Source organism: Streptomyces sp. PCS3-D2 (assembly GCF_000612545.2).
Classification (GTDB): Bacteria; Actinomycetota; Actinomycetes; order Streptomycetales; family Streptomycetaceae; genus Streptomyces.
Genome location: NZ_CP097800.1, coordinates 6,695,209 through 6,716,074 on the forward strand (window position 1 = coordinate 6,695,209; position 20,866 = coordinate 6,716,074).

General features: G+C 70.8%; 11 protein-coding genes. 3 read left to right on the top strand and 8 right to left on the bottom strand.

Annotation, left to right across the window (positions count from 1 at the left end):
- Positions 1 to 1,711 precede the first annotated feature (1,711 nt).
- Positions 1,712 to 2,782: a hypothetical protein gene (locus AW27_RS30045; protein ID WP_106967691.1), complete on the bottom strand. Its 1,071-nt coding sequence runs from the start codon at positions 2,780 to 2,782 to the stop codon at positions 1,712 to 1,714.
- A 380-nt stretch (positions 2,783 to 3,162) separates the two neighbouring features.
- On the opposite strand from AW27_RS30045, the gene AW27_RS30050 reads away from it, so the two are divergent.
- On the top strand, positions 3,163 to 5,040 hold the full coding sequence (locus tag AW27_RS30050; RefSeq protein WP_037928817.1) for a caspase family protein: 1,878 nt from the start codon (positions 3,163 to 3,165) through the stop codon (positions 5,038 to 5,040).
- A gap of 76 nt (positions 5,041 to 5,116) precedes the next feature.
- Here AW27_RS30050 and AW27_RS30055 read toward each other — a convergent pair whose 3' ends face one another.
- The 4 genes from AW27_RS30055 to AW27_RS30070 form a co-directional block, all read right to left on the bottom strand.
- Positions 5,117 to 5,797, bottom strand: coding sequence for an RES family NAD+ phosphorylase (locus AW27_RS30055; RefSeq protein WP_052031285.1), 681 nt, complete (start codon positions 5,795 to 5,797; stop codon positions 5,117 to 5,119).
- Between the two features lies 1 nt (position 5,798).
- Complete coding sequence (locus tag AW27_RS30060) at positions 5,799 to 6,476, bottom strand: hypothetical protein (protein WP_052031284.1); 678 nt, start codon at positions 6,474 to 6,476, stop codon at positions 5,799 to 5,801.
- Positions 6,470 to 7,630, bottom strand: a complete 1,161-nt coding sequence (locus AW27_RS30065) for a hypothetical protein (RefSeq protein ID WP_201773418.1) — start codon at positions 7,628 to 7,630, stop codon at positions 6,470 to 6,472. The genes AW27_RS30060 and AW27_RS30065 overlap by 7 nt, the downstream gene beginning before the upstream one ends.
- A 549-nt stretch (positions 7,631 to 8,179) precedes the next feature.
- The gene (locus tag AW27_RS30070; RefSeq protein WP_157840312.1) at positions 8,180 to 8,593 is read right to left on the bottom strand and encodes a hypothetical protein; all 414 of its coding nucleotides are present in this window, start codon (positions 8,591 to 8,593) and stop codon (positions 8,180 to 8,182) included.
- A gap of 83 nt (positions 8,594 to 8,676) precedes the next feature.
- Between AW27_RS30070 and AW27_RS30075 the strand changes: the two genes are divergently transcribed.
- Positions 8,677 to 12,858 carry a CHAT domain-containing protein gene (locus AW27_RS30075; protein WP_037928810.1) on the top strand — a complete coding sequence of 1,394 codons (4,182 nt, stop codon included), beginning with the start codon at positions 8,677 to 8,679 and terminating at the stop codon, positions 12,856 to 12,858.
- A 35-nt stretch (positions 12,859 to 12,893) separates the two neighbouring features.
- On the top strand, positions 12,894 to 13,154 hold the full coding sequence (locus AW27_RS30080) for a hypothetical protein (protein WP_037928807.1): 261 nt from the start codon (positions 12,894 to 12,896) through the stop codon (positions 13,152 to 13,154).
- A 368-nt stretch (positions 13,155 to 13,522) separates the two neighbouring features.
- On the opposite strand, the gene AW27_RS30085 is transcribed toward AW27_RS30080, so the two are convergent.
- The 3 genes from AW27_RS30085 to AW27_RS30095 form a co-directional block, all read right to left on the bottom strand.
- On the bottom strand, positions 13,523 to 13,810 hold the full coding sequence (locus AW27_RS30085; protein WP_370466630.1) for a hypothetical protein: 288 nt from the start codon (positions 13,808 to 13,810) through the stop codon (positions 13,523 to 13,525).
- A 150-nt stretch (positions 13,811 to 13,960) separates the two neighbouring features.
- Positions 13,961 to 14,596, bottom strand: coding sequence for a hypothetical protein (locus tag AW27_RS30090; RefSeq protein ID WP_052031283.1), 636 nt, complete (start codon positions 14,594 to 14,596; stop codon positions 13,961 to 13,963).
- Positions 14,597 to 14,702: 106 nt separating this feature from the next.
- Positions 14,703 to 20,855 (bottom strand): DNRLRE domain-containing protein, encoded by a 6,153-nt coding sequence (locus tag AW27_RS30095; RefSeq protein WP_078557094.1) that lies wholly within the window; start codon positions 20,853 to 20,855, stop codon positions 14,703 to 14,705.
- Positions 20,856 to 20,866: the final 11 nt, after the last annotated feature.

A 20,866-nucleotide genomic window follows, 5' to 3' on the forward strand; every position in this document is an offset into this window, starting at 1 on the left:
GCCGCGTCCGGTCGGGGTCGAGCAGGGGGGGTGTGCCGCAGCAGGACCATGGCGTGGGCGACGTGGTCCGTGTCGCGGTCGGTCCCCTGCTGCCAGCGCCGCAGCAGTTCCTCGACGTCTTCGGTGGGCCCGACGAGTTGGTCGACGGTTCGGGTCCAGTGCTCGGCATCCGTCGGCGTACCGGCGCCGGCCGCCGCGGCCGTCTCGGCGCGGTAGCGGGCCGCGTCGGGGTCGGCGGTGTTCCCCCCGCCGGCGAGCAACTGGGCGCGGACGACGGCTCGTATCAGGAGCGCCGACAGGAGGGGATTCGGCTCCGCCGTCCGGTCGAGGACGGCTGCGGCGGCCCGGGCGGAGGCCAGCAGCTCCGCCGGCCGGTCACTGGACAGGTCCAGGCGGTAGGCCGCCAGCTTCAGGTACGGGGCGTGCGGGGGGCCGTGTTCCGGCAGCCACCGGGCGGCGGCCTCCTCCAGCAGCTCCAGGGCGTGTGCCTGCTCCGTCGGGTCGGTGTCGGCCGCGGGGAGGTCGACGAGGAAGCAGGCCAGCGCAACGAGCACGTTCGGGACGGCCGCGCCGGTGTGCGCGGCGGAACCGGTGACGCTGCGGACACGGTCGACCAGTGCGCCCGGTGCGGCGGCGGCTCCGTCCACCTGCCAGGCCTGTACCGCTGCGCAGACGGCCAGCGTCTCGGCCCGCTGCGCGCGGTCGGCCCAGAAGGCCTCTCCCTCCGACGCGGACTGCGCCGCGGAGGCGGCCTGCCGGGCCCTCGCCTCCTCGCCCGACGCGGTGAAGGCGGCGTCCGCCTCCCGGAACAGCCCGGCGTCCGAGGCCAGTACCCCCTGGTTGAAGAGGGCGACACCCCGGCCGTCCCCGATGGGCGACACGTCGTCGGCGTCGGCCTGCGCGCCCCGGACCCTCGCTGCCCGGGCTTCGGCGAAGTGGCGGGCCCCCTCGGCGAGGCCGGGCGCGTCACCGAGGTGCGCCGCCCGTTCGGACAGCAGCCGGGCCAGGGCTTCCTGCAGCGCCGCGCGGTCCGCCGGCGCCAGGGCGGGTTCGCGGCCTTCGCCGGCCTCGGGGCCTTTGCCGTCGAGGAGCGCCGTGTAGCCCGCCACGGCCCGCGCGTGGTCGGACGGCGCGCCGGTGAGCGACCAGCGCAGGGCGGCGATCTCGGGCAGGTGCAGGCGTGCCCACCGGGCCGCGTCGGCGTCGACGGTGTCCCGTGGGAGGTTCACGACGGCGGCGACCAGCGTCTCGGCGCGGTCCACCGTGGCCGGCGTCGGGTGCCCGTCGTCCTCCGTGAGGAGCAACTGGGCCAGGTGCAGGTACCCGTGGGCGCGCAGTTCAACGGGCCCGCCGTCCGCCGCCAGGCCCCGCTCCAGTGCGGCCCGAGCCAGTGCACGGTCGTACGGGCCCTGTTCGGGGTCGCCGCCGTCCGCCACCCGCTCGGCACAGAGCAGGCCGAGCCGCAGCCAGGTACCGGCAGCCTCCGGGGACCCGGGAGCCGCCTCCTGCGCCTCGCCCAGCAGCAGGTCGCGGTCCCAGCGGGAGGCGTCGAACCACTGGCTTTCCCACGGGGGCGGCAGCGGGTGGGCGGGATCGAAGCAGGGGTGGCGGGAGCCGGTCATCGTGGATTTCCCTCGGGTGCTTCGTCCTGGTGCGGATGGCGGGCGGATGGCGGCGGCGGGTGGGCGGCTGCCGCTGTCGGGTGCCCCGTTCAGGGCCGCAGTACCACGCCGAACCGGGTCGTCAGCCGGTGGACCTCCCACCACGTCACGGCGGTGACCGTGATCGGGCCGCCGAGCACGAACAGCAGCGCGAGGGGTACGGGCCCGGGCGGGAGGCCCGACGTCAGGAGGCCGACGGGCACGAACTCCCACACGAGGAGGGCGGTCAGCAGGCCGGGCAGCGCCTTGTGGATCTGGCCGGTCCCGAACCCGGCGCGCACCACGAGGCTGGACGAGAACAAGGTGAACGCCGCAGCCCACACCAGCAGGGCCACGATCACGATGGCGACCGCGAAAGCGATGTACGGGTGATCCTCCAGGGAGCCCAGTACTCCGATGGTCGCCAGCAGCAGCAACGGCACGGACGACAGCGCGCCCACGTACTTGGCCACGGTGATGAGCGGGACGCGCAGCGTGCCCCTCATCCGGGCGTGCTCGCTCACGGAGGCCCATCTCATGAGCAGGTAGACGAGCAGTGGGGCGGTCAGCACCAGCAGCCATGGCGCGACCATCATGCGTACGGCGCCGTCCGTCAGGGCGTTCTCGATGTCGTTCTGCGCCCCGTAGGCGATGAGGAAGACGGACGACGCCAGCACGGCGAGCACCGCGCGGACCTTTTTCATCCGCGACAGGGGAGGGTCGAGGATCGGATCGTGTTCCAGGCGGAAGACGCGATGCGCGCGATTGCGTGCCGATCGGACCAGCGAGTACATGATGAGGAGCGGGATCGTTCCCGGCACCAGCAGGACGGCGGCGTTGAGGCAGCCGGGTACGGACTGCGCGATTTCTCCCACCGACCGCCACTCGCGGAAGCCCTGGGGCGTCTCCTGCGGGGCGGCGGCCCCCCAGCCCTCGGGGGTCTGCTGCCCGTGTCCCCAGCCCTGCCCGGGTTGAGGGGTCGGGTAACCCCACCCTTGGACGGGGTGCGGGGCCGGTTGTCCCCAGCCGGGGGCGGGCGGTTGCCCGGCGCCCCAGGGCTGCGGCTGTCCCGGTATGGAACCGTGCCCGTACGGACCGCCGGGGTTGCCCGGCGGCGTCGCGTTCGGAGTGGTGTCGGTCATGCTGTCCCCCTTGCGCCGGAGACCCCCGAGAGGGCGGCGCGGTGCTACGGAACGGATCAGGCGGAGGCACCCGGGCGGTGGCGCGGGTGGTACGGGCCGTACGAGCGGCGCGGATGCGGATGCGGGTACGAGAAGGAACGGAGCATGCGGATTCAGTGCGCCGCGGACGGGCGCGAAGGCGCGTGCAGGCAGGCCGGGTTGACGGTGATGTGCCCGTCCGAACGCTGTTACGGCCCGGCCCCGAGCCCGCGCGCCGGGCGGGTGCCGACCTCAAGTGAACCCCAACCCGAGCCTTTTGGAGGCCTGTTTCACCGTCTGCGCCCCGAAGACAACCCGGATTCGCCCTACGGGCGACCCACCCCCTCTGCCAGGCTTTCCGCATGCCAACGGTCAACTGCCTCCTCGTGGGCATCGACGCCTACCCCACCCACCCCTTGACGGGCTGCCGCAACGACGTCGCGTCCGCCGAGCGATGGCTCCGCTCGCTGGCGGACCCCCTGGTGAACATCCGCGTGCTCACCGACGCCGGGGCCCAGCGGTCGGCCGTCGTCAAGGAGATCAAAACGCACCTCGGCGCGGTCGGCCCCGGGGACACGGCCCTGCTCTGGTTCAGCGGGCACGGCTCCGACCGTGCGACCGAGGATCCGCGCGAGGCCACCGGCCGGGCGCAGGCGCTGGTGTGCCACGACAGCCTGGACGAAGGCGGCCTGCCCCTGGCCGACGACGAACTGGGCGCGCTGCTGGACGGGATCGCGGCGACCGGCGCGCACGTCGTGGCCGTCCTCGACTGCTGCTACTCGGGCGGGGCGACCCGTGAGGACCGTAGGGCCCGCAGCCTGCCCTGGCAGCCGTCGTGGGACCGGCTCACGCGGCGCGGCGCTGGGAGATCGCTCTCGGGACCGGCCGCCGGCGCACCCCGGCACGTCCTGCTGGCGGCGAGCCGTCTCGACGAACTCGCCTACGAGACCCGTGTCCCGGACGCCGACCCGCATCCGGCGACGGAGGTCTCGCCCTCACCCGTCGATCCGGGGAGCAGCCACGGGGTGTTCAGCGCAGCGTTGTTGGAGGTCCTCGCCGACCTGGGCCCCGACGCATCGTGCCGCGAGATCCTCGACGTGGCCACGGCGCGGATGCACGGCAGGCCCGGACGGCAGCACCCCACCCTCCACGGCCGGGGGGACCTCGGGTTCCTGCACGGCGGGCGGGTGCCCGCGTCCCGTTTTCGGCTCGGCTTCGCGCACGGGTCCTGGTCGGTCAACTGCGGTTCCGTGCACGGACTGGACGCGGTGGGGGGCGAGTTCACCGTACGGACTCCGTCGGGCGGAACCGGGACCGTGGCGGTGCGCGAGGTGTTCCCCGAACGGTCCCGGGTGGAACCGCTGGACGGTCTTGCCGGGGCGCTGGACCGTACCCGCCTCACCCCCGCGGTACCGTCCGCCATGGCCTTCCGGCCCGCGGCCGTCACGGTGACCGGTGGCGGTGCGTGGACGGGTCCGCTCAGGTCCGCGATCGATGACCACCCCCTGCTGGCGACCGGCGGCGCCGGGACGCCGCTGACCGTCGCCGTCACGGACGGGGTCGCGCGCGTCACCGGCGGCAGCCGCCCCCTGCCGTCGCTGCCGCTGCGCGACGACGGCGACGTGGCGGGCGTCGTCAATGCCCTGTCGCACCTGGCGCACTGGCACCGGGTACGCGCCCTCGCGAACCCCGATCCGACGCTGTCCGAGCTTGTCCGGGTCCGCGTGGAGCCGATCCTCGGTGCCCAGCGCCTCTCGGCCACGGGCGAGCTGGTGCACGAGTACACCCCCGACGGGCAGCCGCCGCAGGCCCGCATCACGATCCACAACACTGCGGACCGCAGGCTCTGGTGCACCCTGCTGGACCTGACGGACAGCCACGGCATCTCACACGGGCTCTACGAAGGCGACTTCGTGGCGCCCGGCCACACGGCGTACGCCCTCAGGGGCGCCCCCGTCCTGCTCTACCTGCCCGAGGGCCGCTTGGTGCAGCCCGGCGCGTACGTCCAGGACTGGCTGAAGGTCATCGTTTCCGAGAACGAGTTCGACCTCGAACCCCTCCTGCTCCCGGCCTGGTCCACCGAGAACGCGGGGCGCTCGACACGCGGGGCGTCCGCACCGCTCCTGCGCGTCGGGGGATCCGCCGCCGACCGTGACCTGGGCGGGTCCTCCGCGGCCGGCCGGTGGGGAACGTCCACGTTGGCCCTGCGCACCGAGGTACCGGGCCCGGCCCGTTGGTGAGGACGCCTGGGAAGGCCCGCGTGTGGACCCGGAACAGGTAGGCCCACGCGGGTCGGTGCGGGGACGCCCAGGCAGGTCACCATGCCAACTGCGACACGGACACGGCGGGAGCGACCCTGGCTCCGTAGCCGGAGAGGACCTGGTTCAGCCAGTGCTCACCCTCCGGTGTCCCGAAGTCGATGCGCGGGGCCGTGTCCGCCTCCAGCAGCTCCGCTGGGCAGCGGTCCTCGAACAGGACGGTCGCCCGGTCGGCCGGTTCCCGCTTCGACGGCCACACAAAGCCCGCCGCCCAGGGCTCCGTGTGCTCCCTGATCCACCGCGCCCAGTCGCGGGTCTGCGGGTACTCGGGGGGCTCGGCGTGAATGAGCCAGGAGTCCTGGCCGACGGCGGCGAGGTCGGCGCCCGACATGAGCGACAGCACGTCGATGTCCTCGGACAGCTGCAGAAAGGACAGGCTCCGCCGGGCCACTGCGGCCCGCGGGAGGAGGCGGAGCCCGCCGTCGGGGCGGAAGGGCACCGACCGCAGCAGCACTTCGCTCACCGCGGCGCCCACGCCGAAGCCCGCGTAGAGGAATCCGAAGGGGGCGCGGGCGGTGCCGTCGAACCGGCCGCCGCCGTAGAGTTCGTCTGCCGGTACGGGGTTGAAGGCCGTACCGGGACGGCGTGAGGAGTGCACCCGGTACAGCGGGGTCCCGGCCGGGAGGACCACCGGTCGCGGAACGCCGGGCAGGGCCGCGGGCGGCGGCTGGTTCGGCACGTCAGTCCCCCTCGCCCGCGTCGGCCGCCTCGCGGCCGGCCGCCCACAGTGCGACGTCGCGGCCGGTTCCGAGCAGTGCCGATGGGGGCTCTCCCCACCAGGTGTGCTCCGAGGCCCACCAGTCGGCCGTGCCCCACGGGTCCTCGGCCGCCCCCAGCAGGGCATTGATCCGGGCGACGATGTCCCAGGGGGCGGCGCCGGACTCGAACTGGAACGCTGGGTAGCGGCGCCGGCCCCGTGCGTCGGACAGGGCGATCAGGTCCCGGTGGGTCGGATCGCCGCCCGCCCGCACGAGCTCCGTCTCCGACAGCGCCGGCATGTCCAGCAGCCGTTCGCGGACCGGTCGGAGCCGGGGTCCCACCATGGGATTGCCGTCGATGACGAGCATGCACAGGTCGGCGGCGTCGAATCCGGCCGCGGCCTGGGCCTGCGCTCCGGCATACCGGGCCGCGTCGGTGTCGCGGCGCAGTTGGTCCACCTCGTCCTCGGGCAGGGCGTCCAGCACCGCCCGTACGACGTGCGCGACGATCTCCGCGCGCTCCGTTGCCCCGGCGTCCTCCTCGCCGCGCAGCCTGCCGAGCAGCGCCGTGAGTTCGTGCCGCACGGGCCGGGGGAGCCGCGGTGCCAGTCGGTCCCACCGTGCGGCGAACACGCCGAGCATGTCGGGGGAACTCACCATGTCCCCTCCACCACCTCGTCGCACCGGTACGCGGCCGGCTCGCCGGCCCCCTCCACCCTGCGACCGTCCAGCACCCGCAGCAGTGTTCCGGCGGAGGCCGGACGCCGCATGACCAGGTGCACCTCGCGCCCGGCGGCGACGGCTGCGGCGAGCGTCGGCCACAGGGCGCTCACGCTCTCCTGGACGGGCAGCCCCCCGCGCCCGGCGCCCAGCAGGGCGAAGCAGATCGAGCGCAGCGGAGGATCGAAGAGCGGCGCTTCCCGCGCCATCAGGGACAGCGCCCCGGAGGCGGCGGCCGCGACGTCCCGGGGCAGGACGTCGTAGTCGTTCGAGCCGGTGCGCGGAATGGCCACCGCGGCGTGGTAGACACGGCGTACGCCCTGTCCGGCCAGGGCTCCGGAGGGGGTCGACACGACGGTACCCGGAGCCACCGCTCCGTGCGCCAGGCGGTGCTCCCGGCGCCAGGCGGTCAGCCCTTCCTGGAGCGGATCCTCCACGACGGTCCCCGAGGCGTCCCGGACCGCCGCGGCCCGGCGCAGGGCGGCTCCCACCGAGGCCTTGTACGGGCCCGGGAGGCTCAGGTGGGTATTGGTCGGCGCCACCACCACGTCCACGCCGCGCAACAGCTCCACGGGGTGGATGTGCAGGACCACCCGCGCGTGGCGCCCGGCACCCCGCAGCTCGGCCCGTTGGTGTTGGAGGTCCGGGGCGGGCAGCGGTGCGGCCCGCTCGGCGAGCGTGCGGGGGCGTGCGGCGGCACCGTTCGCGGCGACCCAGCACACCTGCTCGGCCACCTGGTTCAGGACCATCCCCTCCTGGAACTTGCGGAACCGCTCGGTGCTCACCCCGTAGACTTCGGCCGCGAGCCGGCGGCGGTCTGCGGCAGCCCGGCTCCGCAGTGCCGGCGCGAGGCCGAGCGAGAACTCGGCGGCCTGTCGTAGGTCGCCCTCTCCTAGCAGTTCGACGGCCGTCCGCAGCGTCCGCTCCACGGCCATCGGCCAGGAGGCGGGGGGCGGATCCGCCACACAGGCCGCGGCCCGGCGCAGCAGCGGGACGTCGAGGTGGCGCAGCCGCGTCACGCCCTCGCGGCGGACGACCTTGATCTCGGCCAGCATCGACGCGGGGTCGAGGGGCTCCTCGGTCGGCCATGGCATGCTGCCCATCGTGGCACAGCCACGCCTCCGACATGTCGCACTTCCCCGTTCTCGCTCCACCGCCCGCCCCTCTCCCACATGCCCCACAGTGCAGGCTGGTTACGCACACGCGGGGCGGGTAGGGCGAGGCTTGCTCGCCGACCGACGAGTTCCGACGGCTCCCCGCGGACCGCTTCGGCGGATCCGTTCGGCGTGAGCGGGGGCTCGCTGGTGGACGCCGTCCCGGCATCCGACGGTTCGATCCCTGCACTGTTCGCCGCCGCCGCCGACCCGCACCCCGCCTCACATGCGGCCACGACGATCTGGCTGAGGGCGGCGGGGTCGGGTGCGTCGGCGGGGAAGAGGATTTCGGTGCGGCGGCTGATTTCGAAGCGGCTGTTTCCGTCGCCCTGACGGACGTAGAGCTTGCCGTCGGGTATGCGGGCGATGAGGTCTGCGATGCCGTCGCCGGGGTACCAGTCGCCGGAGTGCGCGATCAGCGCGTCCTTGAAGTGGCCGGAGGGTGCGGGCTTGCCGTCATCGGTGGCGGCGGGCATCCAGGCGTCCACGTCACCAGTGGCATCTGCCGGATAGACACGCAGGTCCCCCGTGCCGTCGACGGCCAGGACATCGGCTGACCGTCGCCGGGGCCGTCGAGGCTGGGGCGGGGGTGGGGACGGCCTTCCTGTCGTAGATCGGGTGGTTGAGGGACCGCTGGGACTCGGTCATGTCCGTGGGGGTGGTTCCGCCCGCGATGACGGTGATCTTGCCCGGGCCCAGGGTGTTCTCGGCCTCGCCGTTCCAGGGGCCGCTGCCGGACCACTGCTCTGCCCAGTCGATGGTCTGGGCGAGCCAGTAGTGCGTCTTGCCAGGCGTGAACTTCTTCCAGCCGATGAGGTGCTGCCGGAAGGCCGAAGCGCGCGTCCCCCGGTGGCGGATGCGGGCTTCGGTGGTGCGGGTCCACAGCACCCGGAAATCTTCCACGGAGTCATGTCCCCGACGGTGGTCGATCACGTAAAGTAATTTCCTGTTCGCTGAGCGTACGTACGGGGCAAGGGGGCGGCCGGGTGCTGGAGTTGCAGCTCCGCGTGGAGGACTTCGATGGGCCGAGGTCCTGGAGGTGGGTGCTCAGCCGGGAAGGCGAGTTCCTGGCCGACCACCAGGTGGTCATACCCGAACCCTGCTGGGAGTTCGCTGCTCTGCAGGACCTGCACGGCCATGTGCAGTGGGCAGGTGTGACTGACATCTCTGCCGACAGCGAGAGCGAGATCCTGACCCAGATCGGGCATTGGGCGTACACGTACGGTTTGGGGGCGGTGGGGCAGGCGCTCGTCGCCCAGTCGGTCCCGGTCACCGTACGGCTCGTCACCTCGGCGCAGACGCGTCACCTTGCCATCTGGCCATGGGAGTTGGCCATCGCGGACAGCCGCACGCTCGCCTCGCGAGACATTCGCTTCGTCGTCGATCTCGACCTCCAGACACCGGTGCGGCCGCGGGTGGAAGCCGGACAGGCACTGCGGGTGCTCGGCCTGTTCAGCCTTCCTGACGACGCGAGCCCGCTGAACCTCCGCCGGGAGAGGGTCGCGCTGATGAACCTCTTCCAGGAGGTGAGTGCCGTACACAGGAAGGCGATCGACCTGCGGATCCTTCAGTACGGCGTGACGCGGAAGCGATTGCGGGACGTCGTCAACGACGGACAGGGGTGGGACATCCTCCATGTATCCGCCCATGGATCGACGACCGGCCTCCTGCTGGAACGGGAGGACGGTTCACCGGACCTGGTCACCAGCGAGGACCTGCGGATTCTCCTCGGCCCCCTGGCCGCGCGGGTCAAGTTCGCCATGGTCTCCTCGTGCTCATCGGGCGCCTCGGAATCCGACGCTTTCGCCGCACGTGTGGACGAACTCCGACCGGTCCACAGGGACAACGTGTCCCGGTCGGATCGGATATCACCGTCGCCCTCACTGGCGGCGGCCCTGGCCGCACAACTGGGCTGCTGGGTGCTCGGCATGCGCTACCCGGTCGACGACCGGTTCGCGATCGAACTGTCCCACCGCGTCTACAACCGCCTGATCGGCGATGCCGCTCAATCCCCGCCCCAGGCACTTGCCTTCGCCCTGTCGGAATGGCAAGAGGAGTCCGGAAGGCCGACACTCGCTGAGATGACGCCGATCCTCTTCGGGTGTCAAGGCGCGGAGGTGAGGCTGACTGCCCCCGCCCTCACCGGTCCGCCGCTCGGCGCGACCCACTCCAGACAGCAGGCCTTCCTGCCCTCCCCGCCGGCGGAATTCGTGGGCCGCGCCGGACTGCTGACCGCTGCGAGCAAGGCACTCGCGCCCCGCAGCGGTGCGTCAGGAGTCGTGCTGCACGGCATGCCGAGGGTGGGCAAGAGGGCTTGCGCCCTCGAACTCGCGCACACCCACGCCGACAGGTTCGCGGCGGTCGTATGGCACGAGGTGCGTGACGACGAGCACGTGGGCACGGCCCTGCAACGCTTCGCGCGCGAGTTCCGGAAGCAGCTCGAGGATGCCGGCCTCACACCGATCGCCCACTTCGACGACCTGCGCACCCTGGACGATCCGGACCTGCTCGCCAGGTCCCTGCGCCTGCTGTCGATCTTCCTCACCAACAACCGCGTCCTCGTCGTACTGGACCATGCGACTCCTCTGCTCACCGAACAGGGGCGGTGGCGGGACCACCGATGGGGCAGGTTCGTCGACGCGGTGACCGGCCACTCCGGTCTGTCCAGGCTGGTCATGACGACGTCGAGTGCCGTCCCAGACCTGGACGACCGGGTGACGCGTCTGCCTGTCGTGCCGCTGTCGACCCGCGAGGCCGCGCTCCTGGCCAGGTCCCTGCCGGACATGTCGGCGCTCTTCGGCGAGGGATCGAAGTCCCGAGAGACCATTCGCAGCCTCCTTCGAGCGTGTGGGGGCCACCCAGGACTGCTGATGGACGCTTCGCGCGACGTCCTCCTCGACGCAGGGCCGCCCGACGGCTTCCGTCACGCCGAACTGAATGACGACCACCTCGCCATCACCCGGTGGACCTGCACGGTGACCGGTCAACTGCCGTACCCCGAGCAGCTACTGGCGGCTCTGCTGTGCGACCTGGAGGAGAACGACCGCATCCCTTGGGTTCTCCGTGATGCCTGGCCGAAGCTGTGGCAACACCTCGACCGGCCGGGCACCGCACCACCCTGGCAAACCCTGCTGCGCAGTCTCGAGGCACGAGCGCTGCTGACCGTCGAACGTGCGACGGAACAGAACACTTTCGAGGTCGAGGTTCCGCCCGTCCAGGGCTCCGCCGACAGCCCCGGAACCGCCTTCACGATGACGGGTCAGGCCGCGGTGGAGATCTACCCCGGCCTCGTCGTCGGTGTCCACGACGATGACGAGGGCGTTCTCTGCATCCGCGTCCATCCCACGGTGGCGGAAGCCGTGCGCGCCATGGCCGAACCGGAGTTCCCGCAGACCATCTCCGGATGTCTCGCCGAACTGTGGATGCGCCTGATGAGCGCGGAAGCCCTGAACTACCCGGATCGCGAACTGACGATCATGGAGGCCGCGGCTGCTCGCCACGCCATCCCGTACGCAGCGCGACAAGGCGCCTGGAGTGAGGTCCACCAGCTCTTCGAAGTGCTCTTCTCCCGGGACGCGTCGCCGGAGACGGTACGCGGCGTGCTGCCTTGGCTGCGCCAGGCGGCCGCGGAAGCGGACGCCGCTCCTGTGCGTTCCTTCTGCATGCGGTGGATCGCCCAGGCGTCGGGGGCCTCGTCCGCCCCAGCAGACGACGACCACATCCCGTCCGGCTTCCCGGGGGAGCCGGGCCTCAGTGCTCCTCAGCCGCGGATGGAGTCCGAGACCTGGCTGGACGACCTGCAGGAAGCCTACGAGCAGGGCGACTTCCACCGAGTGCTGGGCCATCTGACGAGGCTGCGCGACCAGTCGGTCCTGACGCCCCCGGCCGACAGCTCCCTCCGCGGGCGGGAGATGCGACGATTGATCGAGTCCGCCTTCGAGATGGGCTTCCGTGCCGCGGTGGGCCTGCGTGAATGGCAGCGGGCGCTCGACCTCAACAACGACCTCCTCGACCTGATGCGCCAGAGGATGGCGGTCAGAGCCGCATCCGTCCGCGTCGAATTCCACAATCACGCCCCACTGATGGCGCTGGGCCGCTTCGACGACGCCCGAGAGCTGCTGTTGCGGGTACGCCGGACAGCCGAACAAGAGGAGGATTCGAAGCTGCTGGGGATGGTCATGGGCTCGCAGGCTGGTCTTGAGTACCTGCAGGGCCACGTCGAGGTGGCCGTCCGCCTGCAGCGCGAAGCCCTCCGCCACTCTACCGAGGCCGGTGATCTCCATGATCTCAGCATCGGTCATCTCAACCTGGGCAACATGCACGTCGCCGCCGATGAGCCCTTGCAGGCATTGTGCAATCACCTCATCGGAGCCGTCATCGAGTGCGTGCGTGGCGGTGTCACCACCTCCGATTCCGTGGCGGACCAGCTGGCCGAGAATCTGGACAAAGGGCGCGTCATGGCCTGCCCCCTCGACTGGCCGGACGTGCACCGGGCCGCTTACGAGCACATCGGCATCCCCCTCGAACAGAGCCTCCCCGGCCTCTTTACCGCCGAGGACCCCCTCTCGCCGCAGCGAACGCTGGACGACCTTCTGCGGCGTGCCTGGCACCGGCTCAACCTCCGCTTCGCCCCTCATCTCGCAGCCTGGGACCCAGTGCTGTCAGCGATCGATGCCGCGTTGGCCGGCGACGACACCGCCCGTCGGGAGGCCCACCTCGCGCTGGACGACCTCTTGGAATCTCCGGAGTGGAGCCCGCTGGTCCGCATCCTGCGTGGCGTGCTCGAGAACAGGGCTGACGTGCCCGACGACAACCTCCAGCTCCTCCACCATGTGATCGTCTACCGGTTGCTGCACATGCCGACGACCGACGTCGGCATCCCGCCCGGGTTGTGGGTTCTCCAGTCCATGCGGCACCTCCTGTCTAGGGTGGTGGCCGCCGCGAACGGCGACGCGGGGGCGGCGGCCGAGCTTCAGCAGGCCTTGGACGAGCTGCCGGCCGGCGGCGGTGAGCAAGACCCACTTGCCGGGTTCCTGCGCCGACTCGCCTGCGGAGATACGACCGCGCAGGTGATGCCCCGGCTCGACTCCTTCATGGAGAGCGTCGTCCACTGGCTTGACACCCACATCGACCCGGCGGGCCCCCTTCCCGCCACACCTCCGAGCTGACAGTCCGGGCTGGGCCCCGCAGTTCATGAGATCCCTTGCTCCCGCCGTACGAGGGCGCGGGTCCCGGCGTGCTGCCACGCTCGCTGCGCCGGTGGACCAACCTCGGGGAGCCGATGGACCTGTTGGCTTTCGTCACCGCCCGGATGTTCCGGCTCCACGACGGCACCGCGCCCTTGGACATCTGCATCCCCGCCCCGGCGAGTGACCTGGGTTGGGGCTGGACGTATTCGTCGTACTGGGATCTCCCACTGGTCGCCACTGAGATCGGCAGGGCCATGGCGACGGCATCCCGTTGACCGGACGGGTCCGCCGGTGGGTCGGCCCGGCATCCGATGCATACGTACGACCGGGGAGAGTGGCTCCGTGGCTTTCGGCATCTCGCGAGACTTCGCGCTCCGGCTCGTCCGCTCGCGCACGCTCCGCACCCCTGCCATGCCGCGCGTTCAGCGGCAGCCTCCGCGCCCCGCAGTCCGGCCGCCCGACGACCTCCCGGCCCCCTCTGCGCTGGCCGGGACGGCAGGCCAACCGTCTCATCGAGCAGTCCATGGAGGAATGGGATCGCGTAAGCAAGGGCGGCCCACCCACCCGGCGAGCGCGCTTTGGTCCGTGACTGGTCCGGAACAGCCGGTCTGGAGTGGGATACAGGTGGGAGGAACGGTGAAAATCAATGTCCGCGGCGCCTCACCGGCAGCCCATCCCGCCAGGGCGGCACCACCGACCCCGGCAGCGGTGAGGGCACGGTTTCCTGCTCCGCCCCGGTCTCGGCAGTCGACTCGGCGGCAGAGGCTGGCAGAGCCTCGACCAGCTCCTCCCGCGCGATCACCCGCCGGTCCAGCTCGATCTCCGCGGCCTCCAACACCTCAGCCAGCCGCGCGGCTTCCTCCCGCAGACCCTCCACCCGAACCCGGGCAGCCGACTCCCGCTCCTCCAGCATTCCCAGCACCGACGCCACCGCACACCCCTCGACCACGAAGCGGACACAAGACGCCGCATGCCTCCCTCACCCCGAGCCACACCATGCCTGAGCAGCAGAAATCAAGCGATCACGTTCGGTTTAGATACGGCTTCTGAGTCAATCGCATCCCTCTGGGTGCGGTGCGCTTCATGCAACAGCCGACGGCCTGCCGTCCGGCGCCGGACCGGACGGGTGCTCCAACTCGAGGTCGGTGCCGACGGCTGTGTACCCGCAGCCGTCGGCCCGGACCGCGCGGATGCGCAGGCGGTCACCGGGAAGGAGGACGACCAGGGCCAACGGGAAGGAGAGACGTCTGATGTGGTGGGAGGGCCTGGACAGGTTCTCCACTTCCAGGCCATCGGCCTCTGGTGTGACGAGGAGCTCCACGGCACGGACGAGTTCGTCACCGTCGTCCTCGGGCACCCTGCCGGTGTGCACCAGGGACTCGGATTCGGTGACCATTGCCATGGCGTGGCGGGCGAGGATCTCCTCCCGAGCCGCCGGGTCCGTCGGATCGAAACCCAGCAGTCCTCCGCTGAGGTGGTCGCAGTCGGCCCACTCGGTCGCTCCCGTGTCCTCGTCGGAGGCGCGCAGGGAGGAGAACAGCTCCTCCGCGAAGTGCCCGTCGTCCCGGCGGTGGACGAGCAGGACGAATCCGAGGTCGTCCTCGGTCCAGACGTCCGCGACGACCGGGCCGGTGTCGTCGGTCGCCGCTGTGGAGACTGAGTTGAGGGCCTCCTGGGCGATTCTGGCCAGTGGTCGCCTCATGGGCTTGCCTTTCATCTCTTTCTCCTTCCACCTCCGGGCTGTGTACGGGCCGTGCGGAAATGCGGAGGTGGCGCGCCCCTGTGGGACGCGCCACCCATTCAACACTAGGCCGTACAGGTCGTCACTTGGCCATGCAGTTGTCTGTCATGCTCGCTACGTAGCCGCTCCAGCCGAAGACCGCGACCGCGCCGCCCGACCAAATGCGGGTGCCGGGCTTCACCTGGATGTTGTAGTGGACCGCCCACTGGAGCTTCAGGGGGGTGTACCAGCTCTTCTTGCTCTGGAGCTTGACCATCTTGTTACTCCGTCCCGGCTTGACGCCCCAGGTCTCGGCCTGGGTGGCGTTCTTCGCCAGGAAGCGGTTACCGAAGCCCGTCACCTGCACATTGATGTAGTAGCCCATGTACCGGTAGCCGTTCTTGGCGACGCCGCCACCACGCCGGCTGGTGATGATGCGCATACCGTAGCCGTTCCGGATACGGCGAGTGCCGCAGCTCGGGTACAGGCCGTTGATGTCGGTGGAGTTGCACGGGTCGGCGTTGGAGTAGTCGTAGGCGTTGGCCGAACCGCCGTACACCGGGTCGGTCTGCATGAACCGGCCGCGGGACGGGTCGTAGAGCCGGACACCCATGAGCATGAGCCCGCTGGGCGTATCAGAGGGACGCTGCTGCGAACCCAGCCAGCCGTACCGTGTCTGCGTCTGGCCCGAGCGGGCATTGCCGTACTCGTCATTGTCGAGTACGACCGGTGCCTTGCCGGCGTCGAGCGGCAGCTGCAGGGCAATGTCACCGTGGAGGTTGGCGAGCTGCAGCACCGTGTTGCCGGTTTTGTCGGTCGTTGCCCCGAGGGTGCCGGTGACGGTCTCGACGTTGCGGGTCACTGCGCCGGTCGTCGTGTTCTCGACGACCCAGCGCGGGTTGTCGCTGTCGCTGTCGTAGTGGTTCAGCTTGGACGCGGTCTGGGTCCAGTTGCTGCCGCTGCCCGACTCGGCCTTCCAGGATCGGAAGCGGAGGTCGGAGTCCAGCTGCCAGGTCTGCCGCTTGCCGTTCGCGGTCTGCTGGTGGGCGAGGTCGTTGGCGTAGTAGCCGATCGTGCCGTGGTCGGGCGTGGCCGAGGTGCGGCCGAAGGCGTCATACGTCCAGCCCGCGTCACTGGCGCGGTCGGCGGAGTCGTAGGCGTGGGTCTTGGTCGTTCCTCCGGTGGCGGGGCAGTCGGCACCGGGCGTGCCGGTCGCGGTGGTCAGAGAGGTGCGGTTGCTGCGCTGGTCGAAACCGTAGGAGCGGGTGGTGCAGACGGTGTCCGCGGTGTCCTTGACGGTGCTGAGGCGACCTACGTTGTCGTAGGTGTACTTCTGGTCGGACCAGCCCGCCTGAGCGGTGACCTGGCCGTGGACGGATTCGCTGGTCCGGTCGGAGAACACGATCGCGCCGTCGCTGTCCCGCGTGTAGGTCCGCGCGATCGCGGAGCCCGCAGTGTCCCTGGTCTGGGCGAGGGAGTAGCCGCCGGGCAGCTTCTCGCTCACCACACCGCCGTCGGCGTCGTAGGCTGCGGTGAAGTCGCCGGCCACGGAGTCGCTGGTCTTCGTCGGCAGACCGCGCGGCTCGGCCGCGTGGTCGTAGGAGAAGACGACAGCGGACGGGACGGAGTCGGTGGCCTTCAGGGGACGGTCTAGGGCGTCGAACTGCACCTGGGTCTGCCCACCGTCGGCGTCTGTGTAAGAGATCAGACGGGTGAGCTTGTCGTAGACCCGGGTGATCGTCCCGCCAGTGGCGGAGACGGACTTGACCGCTTCGCCGTTGGCCGGGTCGTACTCGATGGTGACCTGGGGAACAGCTGCTCCCACGCCGCCGGTTATCGCGACCTGGGCGGGACGGCCCGCCGCGTCGTGCGTGGTCGTGGTGGTACGGGTGACGCCATTGGCGGTGTCCACGGTCTTCTCCGCGTTGCCCCACCAGTCGTACTCGGTGGTGCTCGTCACCAACTGCGCCGGGTTGGAACCGCCGCCGACGGCGACGCCGGCCGGTCCGGTGGAGCAGGCCTTGCCCGCCCACTCGGGGCGGCCGTTACAGGGACCGGTGCCGGTCGCCGACCAGTAGGTGGTTACCCGGGCTGCCGCGTCGGTGCCGGTCGAGCCGGGCAGCAGCTGCTTGACGACCCGGCCCTGGGCATCGTGGACCGTCTCGGTCGTGAGCGCCTGGCCACCGGGATCCTGGATGGTCTTGACCGAGACGCCCTTGGCCCAGTCGAAGACTGTCTGGGTCTGGCGGGTCTCGCCGTGCACGGTCGGGTGCTCACGAACCTGGGCACCGGCGCTGACCTTGGTGACCTGGTCCTTGAGCGTCGCGGTTCCGTCGGTGGGACGGCCCGTGTCGAACTCGTTGACCGTCCAGGGCCTGGCGGTCACGGAGGTGCCCGCAGGCACCAGCACCGTGGTGCCCGACTTGAGGTCGGCGGTCAGCTCGACCCGGCGCAGAGGGCCGAACTCCTCCAGCTTGCGTGTGCCGTCAGCGTTGTGGACCGACCGGGAGGAGAGCAGCTCGGCCCGCTCCGCACTGGAGAGCTGAGCGATGCCCAGGCCGGCTTGGACGTCCCGGTCCGAAGCTGTGAGGCCGAGGGCGAGGGAGCGGTTGGCCGCGGTGAGCGCGCGCACGGTGTTGCCGAAGCGGTCGTTCTCCGTGGCGGAGATGTGGCCGCCGGGGGCGGCTGCGTTGACCAGGTCGCCGGAAGCGGCCAGGTAGTGGATGCCCGCCCGACGGTACTCGGCCGCGGTCAGCTGTCCGCCGGTGTGCCCGGAAGGCACGGAGTCGGCGGGGAAGACGGCGGTGGCGTCGGTGGGAGCCTGGATCTGTCCCCATGCCTTCACGTCGGCTGCGCCCATCTGGTACGGCGCGGTGGAGCCGGTCAGCGGTACCTCGTACACGACGCTGGTCACGGCCTGTCCCTCGACGGTGTCGACCGTGCCTGGCTTCAGCGCGGCGCGGGACGCCTTGAGGAGCATGCCCTCACCGGCCGTGGGAGAGGTTCCCGCCTTGCCGTACGTGAGGGTCCAGGGCAGTTGCCCGGGAGCGGTGTAGGTGGTGACCCGGCCTGCGGCGTCGTACCCGTAGCTCGTCTTGAGCGCGGGCGAGATCTGCGTCTGCCAGGCCTCCCGCAGGCGGCCCTGGTCGTCGTACGCGTAGGACTGGACCGCCTTCGCCGTGGCGGAGGCGGCACCCGGCGCGGTCGCCCACAGACGGATCTCCTTGACCTGACCGGTGTAGTCACCGAGGGCGGAGCCTGTCGCCGTGGTGGAGGTCGCGTACGCGAACTCCAGGACACGGCAGCCCTTGGTGGCCGGCGTGGCTGCGCACGTGGCCGCCGGAACGGCTGAGTCCTGCGCGATCACACGGTGCGGACGGGCCAGCTTCTTGCCGTCGACGGTCACGGTCTCCGAGACCATGGTGACCGTCGAGTCGCTCTTGCCGTCGAGCATGGTCGACGACACGTTCCAGACGGTGGACGCGGCGTCGAGCTTGCTGAACGCGGTGACCGAGCCGTCGGTGTCGGTCAGGGTGAAGCTGCCCGTGACGCTGCCCTTAAGAGTCAGTTTGGGGGACCCCGGCTCGGCGATCCAGCCGGTCTTCGAAGCGTTCGCCGTGAAGTGGACGGAGTCGCCGGCTCCCGTCACGACGGCCACCGCCGTGTCGGAGATCTTGCGGACGTGGGTGTAATCGGATTCGGTCGTTTCCGCGTTCATCGCCGCGGACCACTGCTTACCGAAGACCGGCACCTGTCCGTCCTGCTCAGCCCCCAGATCGGGAGTCAGCGAGGAGGCGGTGCGGCTGACCGACATCCCGAAGTGAGACGCCTCGGACTCGGACAGTGTGTATTCACCGGTCAGCAGGTTCAACGCGCCCGGTCCGACACGGCCGGGCGCCGCGCCCTGGGCGTTGCGGTCGACGACGACGGTGAGCGGCTGAGTGTTGCCCGTGGCGGAGTTCGGTCCCGTGAATTCGGCCTGGATCTGGACGGTGCCGTCGGGGTTCACGGTGTCAGTGGCGTTCCAGACCAGGTCGCCGTTGCGCCCGTTCTGCAGGGCGACCGGCCAAGTGGCGAGCGGGGTTCCGCCTGAGGTGACGTTCCCGGCCGGGATCTTCACCCACGGGTCTGCCTCGGAGCGGCGCCAGGAGAAGGAGACCTTGTCGTACTTGGCGCCGTCAGCTTCCGCGACCAGAGGCAGGCGCCGCGCGGTGCGCGCACCCTCAGCGGGCTGCACGAAGCCGCCCGGGCCGGCATGGAAGGCGTACTCGATCGCCTCCGACTTGTTGTCGGCCTTGTCGACCTGTCTCACCTGGAGGGTGTGGGTGCCGTTCTTCGGCGGATTGACGCTGATCGCCTTGGCGGCCGTGGAGCCGCCGGTTCCGACCTTGGTCCACGTCACGCCGTCCAGCGACCACTCGACCCAGTTGTGGTCGGTGCCGTTGGGGGTGACGGTGAAGGTTCCGGCCTGGCCGGCGCCCTTGACCCACGCGTCCGACGGGTAGTCGGTGGAGGCAATGCCCGTGGGGGCAGAAGGTGCGGAGCTGTCGACCGTGAAGGTCTTCCACGCCGACCAGCCGAGGTTGTAGTGGGTGCCGTCGTAAGGCGAACTGCGGAACTTGTACGTCTTGCCGTTGGCCAGCACCCCGGCCGGGACGGTGACCGGGGCGGCCTGTCCGGAGGGCACGAACGCCGAGCGCAGGACGTCGCCGACCTGGGTATCGGTGGCCGCGTCGAAGATCTGGTATGCGCCCTGGACGGTGTCACCGTTGGCGTCGACGAACGTGTCGCGCAGAGTCGGCGTCACCGTGTTGACGGTGTAGGCGCCGCCGTAGGAGAAGAACGGCGGACCCGCCTCCTGCTTCGTGCCCGTACGCGGCCGGTAGTTGTAGGTGACCGTCAGCTTGGGGACATTGGCGGAGGCGTTGGCGGAGTTGACGCGCTTCCACTGCTTGGTGTTGTTCTCGTCGGTGGCCCGAAGGCCCATGCTGGAGGACGTCCACTTGTTGTTGGCCCAGTGCTGGACCAGGCTGGTGACGTCGGCGCTGATCCAGCCGTCGGGCTGGGAGGCGCAGCCGGGGTTGCCCTTGGTCTGGGTGGAGGTCGCCATCTTGGTGACCATCGCCGGCTGGTTCGTCCAGCGCGAAGCGGTGGTAGGACCGTTGGAGGTCCACACCTCCCAGGGCTGGGCCGAGCAGTCGGTGTTGCCGGAGTGGAAGTTCCACAGCGACAGCTGAGCACTGGAGACCAGCGCGTCGGAGACCGGAGCGGTGTTCCAGGTGATGAAGGAACGAGCCGTACGGAAGGTGCCGTTACCGTTCTTCGTGCCTGGGTTGCCGAGGTCCAGTTCGGTGTCGGCCGACCAGTCGACCGTCTCGCCCTGCTGGACGTAGGTATCGAAGAGGTTGCCCAGCGACGAGGTCGAGGGGTCGACCGTCACCGGGAACTTCGTCGCAGGGTTGGCGAGGAAGCCGGCGTCAGGCGTGATGACCAGATCGACGCCGCCCTTGGCCTTGACGACCTTCATGGCGACCTTCGCCCGGCGGGTGTGCTCACCGGAGACCGGGTCGACGGTGGCATCCCACATCACGGGCGCCGGCATTGTCGCGGTCTTCTTCGACTTCTTGTCGGTGAACAGCACACTGCCGTCGGCCAGCTCCTCGACCTTCAGGCCCTTCGTCCGCAGCGGCAGAGTGTACGAGAATCCGGCCTCAGGCTTCGCCTTCACCTCGACGAACTGCTCGAAGCCGGTACGGGTCGCCTCGACGACCACGTCCGCTCCAGGAACGGCGCTCTCGTACGTGGCCCGGGTGCCGTCCAGCTTCGGTGCCGGCAGCCCGCCACGCCACTGCAGCGTGATCGCGTCGTCGCCCGTGCCGAGGGTGACAAGGTCGGTCGCGGGGGCGGCCTGCGCCGCCCGCAATGATGTGGCCTTGGCGCCGGACCGGCCCGCCAGCTTGAGACCCTGCGGGTGTGCCTTGGCAGCGACCGAACCGTCGGCCGCCGCAGCGAGGTCGATGTCGACATCACGCCAGCTGCCGTTGCGCGGGTCCTGGAAACGGATGGGACCGGCCGCGATCTCCGTCGTGAGCGAACCGTCGCCGTTCACCCAAGTCGTGGAGGACTCCGTGCGCTCGGACAGTGCCTCCACCCGCTTGCCCGACAGCCTAGCCGCCACCCGGGCGGAGGCGATGTCCCCGGCCTCGGTGGGAGAAGGCCGGTCGACTGCCGCGGACACCGCGGGCCCGGCCGCCATGGCGGCGCTGG

Excerpts from the sequence above, each read along its gene's own strand:
- AW27_RS30065 (WP_201773418.1), bottom strand. The coding sequence starts at position 7,630 with ATGCCATGGCCGACCGAGGAGCCCCTCGACCCCGCGTCGATGCTGGCC.
- AW27_RS30045 (WP_106967691.1), bottom strand. The coding sequence starts at position 2,782 with ATGACCGACACCACTCCGAACGCGACGCCGCCGGGCAACCCCGGCGGT.
- AW27_RS30095 (WP_078557094.1), bottom strand. The coding sequence starts at position 20,855 with ATGGCGGCCGGGCCCGCGGTGTCCGCGGCAGTCGACCGGCCTTCTCCC.
- AW27_RS30090 (WP_052031283.1), bottom strand. The coding sequence starts at position 14,596 with ATGAAAGGCAAGCCCATGAGGCGACCACTGGCCAGAATCGCCCAGGAG.
- AW27_RS30060 (WP_052031284.1), bottom strand. The coding sequence starts at position 6,476 with ATGGTGAGTTCCCCCGACATGCTCGGCGTGTTCGCCGCACGGTGGGAC.
- AW27_RS30050 (WP_037928817.1), top strand. The coding sequence starts at position 3,163 with ATGCCAACGGTCAACTGCCTCCTCGTGGGCATCGACGCCTACCCCACC.